The organism is Aeromonas sp. FDAARGOS 1403 (genome assembly GCF_019047325.1).
Lineage (GTDB): Bacteria > Pseudomonadota > Gammaproteobacteria > Enterobacterales > Aeromonadaceae > Aeromonas > Aeromonas dhakensis.
Map to the genome: position 1 here is coordinate 1311178 of NZ_CP077249.1, position 13284 is coordinate 1324461.

Here is a 13284-nt window from a genome sequence, read left to right on the forward strand (position 1 = left end):
TGAACGGTTCTCAGGGCGAGTAAATCAGAAGAAGGTTATGCGGGTACTGACAGGATTCATCGTGAGGTGAAGCATTGCAGGGCAAACATAAACAGGGCTGATTAACTAGCCGGCGCGCATTCTCTCCTCGTTATGGGTAAAAAGCAAACAGTTATTTGCAGTTTTTCTTTCACGGCCGTCTGGCGGCCACAAAAAGGGCTCCCGAAGGAGCCCTTTTTTCATCATCCGTTGACCTCAACCGACGGCTCAGTAGTCGCCGCAGGCCTTCTTGGCTGCGGTGATCATCGGGGTGATGGTCATGCCCTGCACCACGATGGAGAACATCACCACCGAGTAGGTCATCACCAGGATGACCTGGCGCAGGTCGACGCCGTGCTCCGGCAGCATCATGACGCCGGACGGCAGTGCCAGCGCCATGGCCATGGCCAGACCGCCGCGCAGACCGCCCCAGGTGAGGATCCGCACCGAGAAGGTGTTGTAGCTGCGGAACTTGCGGAAGGCCACATAGGGCAGCGACACGCTGATGAAGCGGGCGGCCAGGCAGAGCGGCACCGCGATGACCAGCAGGATCCAGTCTTGCCAGGCCAGATCCAGCAGCACCAGCGCCAGACCGATCAGCAGGAACAGCAGGGCGTTGAGGAACTGGTCCATCAACTCCCAGAAGTGATCCAGGTGATGGCTGCTCTGTTCGGAGAAGCCGCTGTGACGGGTCCAGTTGCCGATCATGATGCCGGTCACCACCATGGCCAGAGCGCCGGAGACGCCGATCATGTTGGCGAAGGCGAAACCGGCAGTCGGGATGCAGAGGGTCAGCAGCAGCTCCAGCGAGCCGTCATCGGTGGCGCTGATCATCACGTGAGCGATGAGACCCAGCACGGCACCGAACAGGATGCCGCCGAGGGCCTCATGCAGGAACAGGCCGGCCACGCTGCCGAAGGTGGGCTCGACGCCGCCAAAGGCCACGGCAAACACGGTGGCGAAGATCACCAGCCCGACACCGTCGTTGAACAGCGACTCCCCCTCGATCTGGATGGCGATCTGGGGTGGTGCCTTCATCTTCTTGACGATGGCCAGCACGGCGATGGGGTCGGTGGGGGAGATCAGGGCACCGAACAACATGCAGTAGACCAGCGGCACGTCCCAACCCAGCAGCTTGGCGATGAACCAGAAGCCATAGCCGATGAGGAAGGTGGAGAGCAGGGTCGCCAATATGGCCAGAATGGTGATTTCCCACTTCTGGCTGCGCAGGGCTTTCAGGTTGATCCCGAGACCACCGGCGAACAGCAGGAAGCCCAGGATCCCCTTCAGCAGGAAATTCTGGAAGTCGATGCTCTCCATGGTCTTGACGGCCAGGGGTTCCAGATTGAACCAGCCCAGCTTACCGAACAGCACCATCAGCGCGGAGATCAGCATGGAGCCCGCAGTGATGGCGATGGTGGTCTGGATCTTCACAACATACTGATTGGCAAAGGCGATAAAGATCGCCAACGCTGCCAGGAAGCAGAGTGTGTAGTAGACGCTCATAGTTATTTTTCTCTTTAGTAAACAGCAAGCACGTATCCCTATTGAGGACGGGCATAGGGTACTCTTGGGTCACATGTTACTCATTACCCATTTGTGAGTATATAGAGCGCCAATATAGACAGATAGACGGCTAGATTTCCATTTGATTTGTTTGCTGTTAGGATGCTGGTTACGCAGTTGCATGGATGTAAGAGGAACGAGCGGTGTCGAACAAAAAGTCGGATGTGACAAACAAGCTGGAAGCCTGTCTCAGGGAGCGGATCCTGATCATCGACGGGGCCATGGGCACCATGATCCAGGGCTACAAGCTCGGTGAGGCGGACTACCGGGGGGAGCGGTTTGCCGACTGGCACACCGACATCAAGGGCAACAACGATCTGCTGGTGCTGAGTCGCCCCTCTGTCATTCGCGAGATCCACGACCAGTACTGTGCCGCCGGCGCCGACATCCTCGAGACCAACACCTTCAACGCCACCCGCATCGCCATGGCCGACTACGAGATGGAAGATCTCTCGGCCGAGATCAACCGCGAGGCGGCCCGGCTGGCCCGCACCGTGGCGGACGAGTGGACCGCCAAAGAGCCCCACAAGCCGCGCTTCGTGGCCGGGGTGCTGGGGCCCACCAACCGTACCGCCTCCATCTCGCCGGACGTGAACGATCCGGGCAAGCGCAACGTTACCTATGACCAGCTGGTGGCCGCCTACACCGAATCGACCCATGCCCTGATCGAGGGCGGCGCCGACATCATCCTCATCGAGACCATCTTCGATACCCTCAACGCCAAGGCGGCCGCCTTCGCGGTGGATCTGGTGTTCGAGGAGCTGGGCTACAGCCTGCCGGTGATGATCTCCGGCACCATCACGGACGCCTCCGGCCGCACTCTCTCGGGCCAGACTACCGAGGCCTTCTACCATTCGCTGCGCCACGTCAAACCGGTCTCCTTCGGCCTCAACTGCGCGCTGGGCCCGGACGAGCTGCGCCAGTACGTGGAGGAGCTCTCCCGCATCAGCGAATCCTGTGTCAGCGCCCACCCGAACGCCGGCCTGCCGAATGCGTTCGGCGAGTACGACCTCGACGCCGCCGAGATGGCGGAGCATATCCGCGAGTGGGCGCAAAGCGGCTTTCTCAACCTGGTGGGCGGCTGCTGCGGCACCACCCCGGCCCACATCCGCGCCATGGCGGATGCGGTGGCGGGCATCAAGCCCCGCGCCCTGCCGGATCTGCCGGTAGCCTGCCGGTTGTCGGGCCTGGAGCCCCTCATCATTACCCCTGAATCCATGTTCGTGAACGTGGGGGAACGCACCAACGTCACCGGCTCGGCCAAGTTCAAGCGGCTCATCAAGGAGGGGCTCTACGACGAGGCCCTGGATGTCGCCAAGCAGCAGGTGGAAAACGGCGCCCAGATCATCGACATCAACATGGATGAGGGGATGCTGGATGCCGAGGCGGCCATGGTGCGCTTCCTGAACCTCATCGCTGGCGAGCCGGACATCGCCCGGGTGCCGGTGATGATCGACTCCTCCAAGTGGGAGGTGCTGGAGGCGGGCCTCAAGTGCGTGCAGGGCAAGCCGGTGGTCAACTCCATCTCCATGAAGGAGGGGGTGGACAAGTTCATCGAGCAGGCGAAACTGCTGCGCCGCTACGGCGCCGCCGTCATCGTGATGGCGTTCGACGAGGTGGGCCAGGCGGATACCCGCGCCCGCAAGTTCGAAATCTGTCAGCGCGCCTACCGCATCCTGGTGGATCAGGTGGGCTTCCCGCCGGAAGACATCATCTTCGACCCCAACATCTTCGCGGTGGCGACCGGCATCGACGAGCACAACAACTACGCGGTGGACTTCATCGATGCGGTGAAGGACATCAAGGATAACCTGCCCCACGCCATGATCTCCGGTGGCGTCTCCAACGTCTCCTTCTCGTTTAGGGGCAACGAGCCGGTGCGCGAGGCGATCCACGCCGTCTTCCTCTACCACGCCATCAAGAACGGCATGGACATGGGGATCGTCAACGCCGGCCAGCTCGCCATCTATGAAGACATCCCGGCCGAGCTGAAAGAGAAGGTCGAGGCGGTGGTGCTCAACCTCAACGACAACGCCACCGAAGAGCTGCTGGCCATCGCCGAGAAGTACCGTGGTGCCGGCGCTCAGGCGGAAGATCCGCGGGAGCAGGAGTGGCGCAGCTGGCCGGTGGGCAAGCGGCTGGAACACGCTCTGGTCAAGGGCATCACCGACTTTATAGAGGAGGACACCGAAGAGGCGCGCGCCGGGGCCGAGCGGCCGCTGCACGTCATCGAGGGGCCGCTGATGGACGGCATGAACGTGGTGGGTGATCTGTTCGGCGCCGGCAAGATGTTCCTGCCCCAGGTGGTGAAATCGGCGCGGGTGATGAAGCGGGCGGTGGCCTATCTGCAGCCCTACATCGAGGCGGAGAAGTCCGGCGGCTCCAGCAACGGCAAAATCGTGCTGGCCACCGTCAAGGGGGACGTGCACGACATCGGTAAGAACATCGTCGGCGTGGTGCTGCAGTGCAACAACTTCGAGATCATCGATCTCGGGGTCATGGTGCCTTGCGAGACCATCCTCAAGACGGCGCGGGAGGTAGGGGCTGACATTATAGGCCTGTCGGGCCTCATCACCCCGTCGCTGGACGAGATGGTGCATGTGGCGAAAGAGATGGAGCGCCAGGGCTTCAAGCTGCCGCTGCTCATCGGCGGCGCCACCACCTCCAAGGCCCACACCGCGGTGAAGATAGAGCAGAACTACTCCGAGCCCGTGGTCTATGTCTCCAACGCCTCCCGCGCCGTGGGGGTGGCCCAGAGCCTATTAAGTGCGGATCTCAAGGAGGCGTTTGTCGCCCGCATCGACAAGGAGTACGAGATTGCCCGCGAGCAGCACGCCCGCAAGCAGCCGCGCTCGCGCCCCATCACGCTGGCGGAGGCCCGCGCCAACCGCCATCAGCTGGACTGGGTGGGGTATGAGCCGCCCAAGCCTCGTGAGCCGGGCGTGCAGAAGTTCGAGAACGTGCCCATCTCGGTGCTGCGCCCCTACATCGACTGGACGCCATTTTTCCTCAGCTGGGAGCTGGCGGGCAAGTTCCCCCGCATTCTGGAAGATGAAGTGGTGGGGGAGGAGGCGACGCGCCTCTTTGCCGACGCCAACGCCATGCTGGACCAGCTGGAGAAAGATCAGAGCGTGCGCTGCGCCGGCATCATTGGCCTGTTCCCGGCCAACGCCGTGGGGGACAGCATCGAGGTCTACACCGACGAGTCGCGCACTGAAGTGAAAAGAGTGCTGCACCACCTGCGCCAGCAGAGCGAGAAGCAGGGTTTCCCCAACTACTGTCTGGCGGACTATGTGGCGCCGAAAGAGAGCGGCAAGCCCGACTGGATCGGCGCTTTCGCGGTGACCGGCGGCATCGGTGAAGAAGCCATCGCCAAAGCCTACAAGGCCGAGCACGACGACTACAACGCCATCCTCATTCAGGCGGTGTGCGACCGTCTGGCAGAGGCGTTCGCCGAGTACCTGCACGAGCAGGTGCGCAAAGTGCACTGGGGCTATGCCCCGGACGAGGCGCTCTCCAACGAGGAGCTGATCCGCGAGAACTATCGTGGCATCCGCCCGGCGCCGGGTTACCCGGCCTGCCCGGAGCACACCGAGAAGGGGAGCATCTGGGAGCTGCTGGACGTGGAACAGGCCATCGGCATGCAGCTCACCGAGTCCTACGCCATGTGGCCGGGGGCAGCGGTGTCCGGCTGGTACTTCTCCCACCCCGACAGCAAGTACTTCGCGGTGGCCCAGATCCAGCGGGACCAGGTGGAGGACTACGCCGTGCGCAAAGGGATGACCCTGGCAGAGGCCGAACGCTGGCTGGGGCCGAACCTGCACTGAGGCGTCGGCCCGATTGATCCTCGCTGAAGGAGGCGGCATCCAGACCCGGGAGACAGACCAGTCTGGTGCCGTCGTTTGACAAGCGGGTGACAGCGGGATGGCAGCGCACGTTTCTGTGTGGTTTGTCTTGTTGTCAGGAGAAACAATTGGCGTTGTCTTGGCGCTGTGGCACCTTATACTCTCCCGCCCCATCCTGCCCAGGCACTGCCTTCTAGCGGAATTGTCATGAAGATCGCCATTTTATCCCGTGAGCCCAACAACTACTCCACCCGCCGTCTGGTCGAGGTGGCGCAGGCGCGCGGTCATCAGGTCGAGGTGCTCGACACCCTGCGCTGTTACATGAACATCGCCTCCCACAACCCCTCCATCCACTACGAAGGACGGGAACTGGAGAGCTATGATGCGGTGATCCCGCGCATCGGGGCCAGCATCACCTTCTACGGCACCGCCGTGCTGCGCCAATTCGAGATGATGAACACCATGGCACTCAACAGCTCGGTGGCCATCTCTCGCTCCCGCGACAAGCTGCGGGCCATGCAGCTGCTCTCCCGCCACGGCATCGGCTTGCCGGTGACCGGCTATGCCCACAGTACCCACGACGTGCCCGACCTCATTACCATGGTGGGCGGTGCGCCGCTGGTGGTGAAGCTGCTGGAGGGAACCCAGGGGATCGGCGTGGTGTTGTGCGAGACCCAGAAGGCCGCCGAGAGCGTGATCGAGGCCTTCATCCAGACCAACAACAACATCCTGGTGCAGGAGTACATCCGCGAGGCCAACGGCGCCGACATCCGCTGTCTGGTGGTCAACGGCAAGGTGGTGGCCGCCATGCGCCGCCAGGCCCAGCCGGGGGAGTTTCGCTCCAACCTGCATCGGGGCGGCACCGCCGAGGCGATCAAGATAAGCCCGGAAGAGCGGGCCACCGCGGTGCAGGCCGCCAAGATCATGGGGCTGGACGTGGCCGGGGTGGATATCCTGCGCAGTGCCCGCGGCCCGCTGGTGCTGGAGGTCAATTCCTCCCCCGGCCTGCAAGGGGTGGAGGCTGCCTCCGGCAAGGACGTGGCCGGCAAGATCATCGAGTTTCTCGAGCTCAAGGCGAGTCGCAAGCACAAGCCGGCGGAGTGACGCCAAGCCTGCCGCCAACGCATTGCAAACAGGGCGCCTTCGGGCGCCCTGTTGTTATCTGGCGGGTGCCACAGCGCCCTCATCCTAAGGGAGAGGGAACAGTTCGGTGGTGCTGGGTCATCGTCGCTGGCCTGCGGTTGTCACCGCGAGCTGCGATGGCTTGCCAGGGGGAGCCTCCCTTCTCCCACCATTTTGAATAGACGGGGAGAAGGGCTGGGGATGAGGAGCGCTATGCCTTACCTTGCGCGGGGTCGTTGGTGATCATCGCCAATCGGGCACTGAAGATGCCCTCTTCCAGCCGGGTCTCTATCTGCCAGCCCAGCTTCTCGCAGATGCGCTGGATGATGGTGAGGCCGCAGCCGTAACCGAGGATCTGATCCGGCGCGGCGGCGGTGGGGTTGCTGATGGTGAGCAGGGGGCCGGCCAGCTCGATGTCGATGTGCCCCTCGGCGTAGCTGAGGGCATTCTTCAGCAGGTTGCCGAGCGCAATGGCGAGCAGAGAGAGGGGGGCCAGCGCCTCGCTCTCATCGTCCAGCTGCAGCCGGATATCCAGCTCCTCCCGCTGCAGCAGCGGGGCGAGGCGGGCCAGCTCCCGGCGTATGAGCGGCGCCACCTGCTGGGGCGGGCGCTCCACCTCTTCCTTGCGGCCCAGCAGCAGAAAGGTCTCGGTGAGCAGCGCCATCTCGTCGGCGGCGGCGCGAATGCGGGTGGTGGCGCGGGCGGCGGGGGCGGGCAGATCGCTCACCTTGCCGAGCAGGGCAGCCGAGCCCTGGATCACCATGTTGGGGGTGCGCAGCTCGTGGCTGGCGAAGCGGCTGAACTCCTGTTCGCGGGCAAACACGGCAGCCACCTCCTGCTTGCCGGCCAGCAGCGCCAGCTCGATGTCCCTGAGCTCCTGCCAGGGGGCATCGGGTACGAAGTCCGCCTGATCCGGGGTGAGGTGGGCAACCCGCTGCTGCAGCCGCTGCAGCGGCCGGGTGATGTGGCGCACCAGCCAGATGCCGAAGCCGATGCAGCCGAGCAGCAGGGCCAGCCCGATCAGCCGGGTCGCCAGGTGCAGCTGATCCTCGTAGGGATCCAGGTAGTCGTCGGCGTCGTCGTTGAACACCAGATAGAGCAGCCCCTTACCGGACGGATGGGGCCGCACCAGGAAGTGTTTGTCCTCGTCCCCCAGCACGTGTTCGTAGAAGCCCGGGCTCTGGTAGGGCTTGAGCCAGACCGGCAGGCGGCCGGCCTCGGTCCAGTAGCTGGAGAACTGGCGCGGGCTGGGGGCGGGGGCCGCCATGCCGAGCCGCAACCAGTCGTCGCTGTAGCGGGTCACCTCCGCCTCCAGCCAGTGGCGCAGGCTGAGCTCCTCCATCTTGTCCTCGGCCACCACCATCAGCAGGCTGATGATGATCAGCAGCAGCAGGCCGGCACCGCTCAGGGTGAGGATCAGGCGACGGCGCAGGCTGGGCAGGCTCATGACTGCCTCCCTGCGGGCAGGTTCAGGCAGCGCTGGCGGCCCATCATGGGGTCACCAGTCGATAGCCCTGGCCGTGCAGGGTTTCCAGCATGGGAGCAGGGAAGGGCTTGTCGAGGGCATTGCGCAGGGCATAGATGTGGCTGCGCAGGGCGTCGGAGTCGGGCTCCTCGTCGCCCCAGACGGTGTCGAGCACCTCCTGGCGGGTGACCAGGGCGGGGGCCCGGCGGGCCAGCAGGGTGAGGATCTGGAACGGGATCTTGCCGAGCTTGAGCTCGACCCCGGCCCGGGTGGCACGGCCGCTGGCGGGATCCAGGGTCAGCTCGCCCACGCACAGGGCCCCCATGTCGCTGCGGGGGCCACGCAGGGCCAGCGCCTGCAGCCGCACCTCCAGCTCCTCCATGGCGAACGGTTTGACCAGGTAGTCGTCGCCGCCAGCCTTGAAGCCCGCCAGCTTGTCATCCAGGCTGTCGCGGGCGGTGAGAAACAGCACCGGGGTCGGGATCCCCTGCTCCCGCAGGCGGGCCACCGTGCTGAGGCCGTCGAGGCGCGGCATCATGACGTCCATGATGATGACGTCGAAGCGCTGCTCGGCCAGCAACTGTAGGGCCGCCTGGCCGTGATAGGCGCAGTCCAGCCGGTGGCCCGCCAGCTCCAGATAATCCATGATGGTTTCCGCGACCTGGGGATTGTCTTCCACCACCAGTATTTTCATGCTTTGATCTCCTGGTCCTGACCGCCATTTCACGGTCATCTCACACCGGATGAGGCATCCTGTGTGGCAGTGTAACCCCGAGGATCCCCGATGAAGAAGTCTCTCTGCACTCTCCTGCTGCTGATCTTGTTGCCATTCGGCGCTGCGCAGTCGGCGGAGTTCAAATTGACCGGCCGCACCACCTGGCAGTTGGGCCAGCTGATGGTCAACGGCATTCCCTTTGTGCTCGACGAGCAGACCCGTTTCAAGGACGGGCTGAGAGAGGACGATCTCGGCGGCACCTGGGTCGACCTGGAAGGGGTGGTCGAGGGTGAACTGCGGCTTATTCGGGAGGTCGAGAAGCTGGAAGAGGATGACGAGATGGATCTGGAAGGGCCGGTGGAACAGGGGCGGATCTGGGGTTATGTCACCTCGGACGACAGCCTGGCCCCGTTCGAAGGACGCTGGCTGGAGCTGGAGTGCAAGTTTGACGGCATGCGCCTGAGCCGCTGCCGCGAGGATGATTGACGCACGACAAGACGAACCGGGCGGAAAAAACCACTCCCCGGGCCCATAGTTAAACCTCGCACGGTTTGACCATGGGCCTTTTGCTATGACACGCACCTCCCTCCTGCTGCTGGCACTGCCGCTCTGCGCTCTGGCCGCCGATGGTGAACTCTGGCTGGTGGAGCTGGAACACAACGATGGCCTGCGCCTGCAGTTTCAGGGGGCTGAGGTGGAGCTGGGGAGCGCCCCGGTCTGGCGGCTTGGTGAGCCGTGGCAGCACCCCTTGCGGCCGGGTGATCACCTGGCCCTGCAGGTGACTGATGGGGTGGCTACCCGGATTGAGCTGTTGGCGGCCGGATCTCCGGCGATATCAGGCCATTGGCAGCGGGCAGAGGATCGTTTGCGATCCTTCGATGGTCGGCACCTGGTGCTGGCTACACTCGGCACCTTGTCGCTCGACCGAAATGTGCGTTGGGTCAACGGTTCGGCTACCGACTTGCACGAGGGTAGTGCGCTGGTGCTGCTGCGTTCTGCAGATGGAATTTTACGTGAGATAACCATAATTAATCCGGAAGAGTAATTCAGGAACTTCTTATTTAATAAACGCCGTCATGTCCTGATTGATATTAAATTATCCTACCAGAACAATTATGATTAATCCCTCAATAAAGTTGCCGCTCTAATTATTTTCCCGCCTTATATATATTTTGTTTGTCATTGATGAATTTTGGTGGTTTATTTTGTCTGTGGCGGGGCTCATTGGAGTTCATGCCTGTCAAAATGAAAGGTGTTATTTCTGCATAATAAAAACTATCGTCTGTCTGAAAGAGGAATAAATGATGAATAAAATAATAACAGCCAATCTGGCGCTGTTGGCATCTTCATTGATGCTCGTCCAGGCCCAGGCGGCTGAGCCAGTCTATCCTGACCAGGTCAAATGGTTCGGTCTGGGGGAGGGGGTCTGTGCCAGCGGCTATCGCCCCCTTACCCGTGATGAAGCCATGAGCATCAAGGGCAATCTGGTCAGCCGTATGGGACAGTGGCAGATTACCGGGCTGGCCAATCGCTGGGTGATCATGGGACCTGGATATAATGGAGAAATAAAACAGGGAACGGCGGGTGAAACATGGTGTTACCCCAACTCCCCTATCTCTGGAGAAATTCCTTCCCTCTCCGCATGGAATATTCCGGCAGGTGATGAAGTCGATGTGCAATGGCGAATGGTGCATGACAAAGATTATTTCATCAAACCTGTGAGTTATCTTGCCCACTATTTGGGATACGCCTGGGTGGGCGGGAATCATAGCCCCTATGTCGGGGAGGATATGGATGTGACCAGGCTCAGCGATGGCTGGTTGATAAAGGGAAATAATGATGGTGGTTGCTCTGGATACCGTTGTGGGGAGAAAAGTTCCATCAAGGTGAGCAACTTCTCGTACACGCTGGAGCCGGATTCCTTCAGTCATGGCCAGGTTACCGAGAGTGGCAAACAGCTGATCAAGACCATCACCGCCAATGCGACCAACTACACGGATCTGCCTCAGCAGGTGGTAGTTACCCTTAAGTATGACAAGGCCACCAACTGGTCCAAGACGGATACCTACAGTCTCAGCGAGAAGGTCGGCATCAAGAAGACGTTCCAGATCCCGCAGGTTTCCAGCACTGAATACTCGGTCGAGATTTCTTCAACCCAGAGCTGGGCCGAGCAGAAGGGGGGAGCGACCACCGAGACCGTGTCGGTCGAGGCTCGTCCCACTGTGCCACCCCACTCCAGCGTGCCGGTGCGCGTCGCTCTCTACAAGTCCAACATCTCCTACCCCTATGAGTTCAAGGCCGAGGTGAATTATGACCTGACCATGAAGGGGTTCCTGCGCTGGGGAGGCAATGCCTGGTACACCCATCCGACCAATCGTCCAACCTGGGAGCATACCTTTGCCGTTGGCCCGTTCCGCGACAAGGCCAGCAGCATCCGTTATCAGTGGGACAAACGCTACATCCCGGGTGAAGTGAAGTGGTGGGACTGGAACTGGACCATCGGCGAGTATGGCCTGTCGACCATGCAGAACAACCTTGGCCGCGTGCTGCGTCCGACCCGGTCGGCCGTGACCGGCGACTTCTATGCCGAAAGCCAGTTTGCCGGCGATATCGAGATTGGGCAGCCCCAGACTCGCGCCGCAGCGGCTGTTCAGCAACGAAGCGCTTCTGCCGAAGGGGTGGCTCTCACCGCTCTGGAACTGGATCAGGATACGCTTGCCAGCGAAGGCTTTGGCAATGTGACCCTGACCATTACTCCAGCTCAATAATCCTCTTTAGCAGGCCACTTCATGGGGTCTGCTGCTGACGCTTGCGGTGAACCATTTTTCCATTGGGGAGACCTGGGCTCTTGCTATCTATGTCGCCCGGTTTTCTTGGCCTTCGATGATGCGACTTGCTGACGGAATGATTGCGGGTTGAGCTTCAGCCGGACTGAAAACGGGGACAGAGTGGTAGCGAATAGTGTCGTCTGACCGGGTGGAGATGCATAGCTAAAGCAGCGCCACTGAGTGGCGCTGCTTTTCCTGTCACTGAAAGTGCATGTTTTCGAGAGGGATCTGGATGGCGTTCCAGGAGGTGGCACAGGGGATTGCACTTGGATAGGTAAACTCGAAGAGTTTCTGCTTCTCCTTGTTTATGCCTTGAATGATAACCCTGGTCCGGTTGTCGGCTGCTGCATAGTTGATGAGATAATCCCCTTGAGCTGCCAGCTTGTCTTCATAGATGCTGGAACAGATATCGGAATAGATGCCATCGTCAAAACTCCAGACCACTTGAGCCGTCTTGCTCTGGCTGTCGATAGCAAAGATGGCGGTCTGGCTGGTGGCCAGATCTATGCCGCTCGGGGTGCCGATAGGGTTGTTGAAACTCCTTCGCCCGTTGTTGAACAACATCAGTTTGCCATCCTTGGTCATGGAGATGGCATGCTGTCCTACCGGCGTCTGTCCGGAGGAGAGCGACAACGCCAGCTTCTGCAGGGAAGGATAGGAGTACCAGTGTTTGGTTTCATCACCAAGCAACCAGATCAGCTTGCCGGTGTTGTAGTCCAGTTTGACGACAAAATTTTCCCGGCTGGAGACTACCAAAGTGTCATCGGACGGGTCATAGGTAGCTGCGTTCATGTGGAACCAGTCAGCACCGTTTCTGACAAAATTGCTGGGGTCGTCCCCCTCTTGCAACATGTATTCAGAAAATATCTTGCCGAGATCCCACTCCTTGATGACCTTGCCGTCAGTATCTATTTCACTGAGGAAAGATTCTAATTTCAGTGCACCATCAGTGGTTCCATCCAGTTCAATCAATATTCCATGCTTGCCCTGATCAATATTATGATGGAAATAGGCGTCACTTCCCATTTGGGTTCCATTGATTGATATCGGAGATGTTTTTCCATAAAGTGATAACGAATTTATACTTATGTTTTTTACATGCCCTGTAATGAACTTACCTTCTTTGAAAATAGTTGACATAGAGTCATCTTTTACATCGGCATCCCAGCGAACATTACCATCAATATCCATGATAATGGGGTTTTTAAGGCGACTTTTTAAATAAAAGTAGCTATAGGTCGGTGTGGCAGAGGGTTTGATACTGATGCCTACATTGTCATAGACACCTGCGCTGTCGACATAGGTATCGGTGGCAATTGTCTTTTGAAATGCATAGTTACTGGCATCAACAAACTGAATGTTGACCGTCACTTCATTGGTATAGGCGCTGTATAAACCAAATATGGGAAGCTGAACTCTGTTGCTGGATGCATCATACAGCCCATTGGTTAAAATATATTGCCAATCATAAGTGGCTGTTATCGGTTTGGCATAGCTGCCTATTTTTTGATTGATGGTGAAAGAGATGCTTTTAATTTTACTGTTATCCAACCCTGACAAGTCCAGTGCCGAAATAAAAACGGAGTCATGAATGTCATTTTCAACAACTTGGGTTGCAGGATCATACTTGAATTGTTCCGCCAGTGTTTTACTGTTGTCACTTCCTCCGTTACAACCATATAGTCCGAAACATACGAGGCTGAACAAAAATGACTTTTTCATGTA

At 59.9% G+C, this 13284-nt stretch carries 9 protein-coding genes; 5 read left to right on the top strand and 4 right to left on the bottom strand.

The window, feature by feature from the left end; all coding sequences use genetic code 11:
- Positions 1-246: 246 nt before the first annotated feature.
- Positions 247-1524: a sodium:proton antiporter gene (locus I6L33_RS06335; RefSeq protein ID WP_017785993.1), complete on the bottom strand. Its 1278-nt coding sequence runs from the start codon at positions 1522-1524 to the stop codon at positions 247-249.
- 203 nt (positions 1525-1727) lie between these two features.
- On the opposite strand from I6L33_RS06335, the gene metH reads away from it, so the two are divergent.
- Positions 1728-5411 (top strand): methionine synthase, encoded by a 3684-nt coding sequence (gene metH / locus I6L33_RS06340; RefSeq protein WP_216973731.1) that lies wholly within the window; start codon positions 1728-1730, stop codon positions 5409-5411.
- Between the two features lie 225 nt (positions 5412-5636).
- A complete protein-coding gene (rimK, locus tag I6L33_RS06345) occupies positions 5637-6533 on the top strand; it encodes a 30S ribosomal protein S6--L-glutamate ligase (RefSeq protein WP_016349212.1) in 897 nt (298 codons plus the stop codon).
- A 229-nt stretch (positions 6534-6762) separates the two neighbouring features.
- On the opposite strand, the gene I6L33_RS06350 is transcribed toward rimK, so the two are convergent.
- Both I6L33_RS06350 and I6L33_RS06355 read right to left on the bottom strand, forming a co-directional pair.
- Entirely contained in the window at positions 6763-7998 is a 1236-nt protein-coding gene (locus I6L33_RS06350; RefSeq protein ID WP_216973732.1) for a HAMP domain-containing sensor histidine kinase, read from the bottom strand.
- A 43-nt stretch (positions 7999-8041) separates the two neighbouring features.
- Complete coding sequence (locus I6L33_RS06355; protein ID WP_010635346.1) at positions 8042-8710, bottom strand: response regulator transcription factor; 669 nt, start codon at positions 8708-8710, stop codon at positions 8042-8044.
- Positions 8711-8800: 90 nt separating this feature from the next.
- On the opposite strand from I6L33_RS06355, the gene I6L33_RS06360 reads away from it, so the two are divergent.
- From I6L33_RS06360 to I6L33_RS06370, 3 genes are all read left to right on the top strand, one after another.
- Positions 8801-9217: a hypothetical protein gene (locus tag I6L33_RS06360; RefSeq protein WP_010635345.1), complete on the top strand. Its 417-nt coding sequence runs from the start codon at positions 8801-8803 to the stop codon at positions 9215-9217.
- An 85-nt stretch (positions 9218-9302) separates the two neighbouring features.
- Complete coding sequence (locus I6L33_RS06365) at positions 9303-9776, top strand: hypothetical protein (protein ID WP_216973733.1); 474 nt, start codon at positions 9303-9305, stop codon at positions 9774-9776.
- A gap of 259 nt (positions 9777-10035) precedes the next feature.
- Positions 10036-11499, top strand: coding sequence for an aerolysin family beta-barrel pore-forming toxin (locus tag I6L33_RS06370; RefSeq protein ID WP_201025869.1), 1464 nt, complete (start codon positions 10036-10038; stop codon positions 11497-11499).
- Positions 11500-11757: 258 nt separating this feature from the next.
- Here I6L33_RS06370 and I6L33_RS06375 read toward each other — a convergent pair whose 3' ends face one another.
- The gene (locus I6L33_RS06375) at positions 11758-13281 is read right to left on the bottom strand and encodes an aryl-sulfate sulfotransferase (protein ID WP_216973734.1); all 1524 of its coding nucleotides are present in this window, start codon (positions 13279-13281) and stop codon (positions 11758-11760) included.
- Positions 13282-13284: the final 3 nt, after the last annotated feature.

Excerpts from the sequence above, each read along its gene's own strand:
- I6L33_RS06335 (WP_017785993.1), bottom strand. The coding sequence starts at position 1,524 with ATGAGCGTCTACTACACACTCTGCTTCCTGGCAGCGTTGGCGATCTTT.
- I6L33_RS06355 (WP_010635346.1), bottom strand. The coding sequence starts at position 8,710 with ATGAAAATACTGGTGGTGGAAGACAATCCCCAGGTCGCGGAAACCATC.
- I6L33_RS06375 (WP_216973734.1), bottom strand. The coding sequence starts at position 13,281 with ATGAAAAAGTCATTTTTGTTCAGCCTCGTATGTTTCGGACTATATGGT.
- I6L33_RS06350 (WP_216973732.1), bottom strand. The coding sequence starts at position 7,998 with ATGAGCCTGCCCAGCCTGCGCCGTCGCCTGATCCTCACCCTGAGCGGT.
- rimK (WP_016349212.1), top strand. The coding sequence starts at position 5,637 with ATGAAGATCGCCATTTTATCCCGTGAGCCCAACAACTACTCCACCCGC.
- I6L33_RS06360 (WP_010635345.1), top strand. The coding sequence starts at position 8,801 with ATGAAGAAGTCTCTCTGCACTCTCCTGCTGCTGATCTTGTTGCCATTC.
- I6L33_RS06370 (WP_201025869.1), top strand. The coding sequence starts at position 10,036 with ATGAATAAAATAATAACAGCCAATCTGGCGCTGTTGGCATCTTCATTG.
- I6L33_RS06365 (WP_216973733.1), top strand. The coding sequence starts at position 9,303 with ATGACACGCACCTCCCTCCTGCTGCTGGCACTGCCGCTCTGCGCTCTG.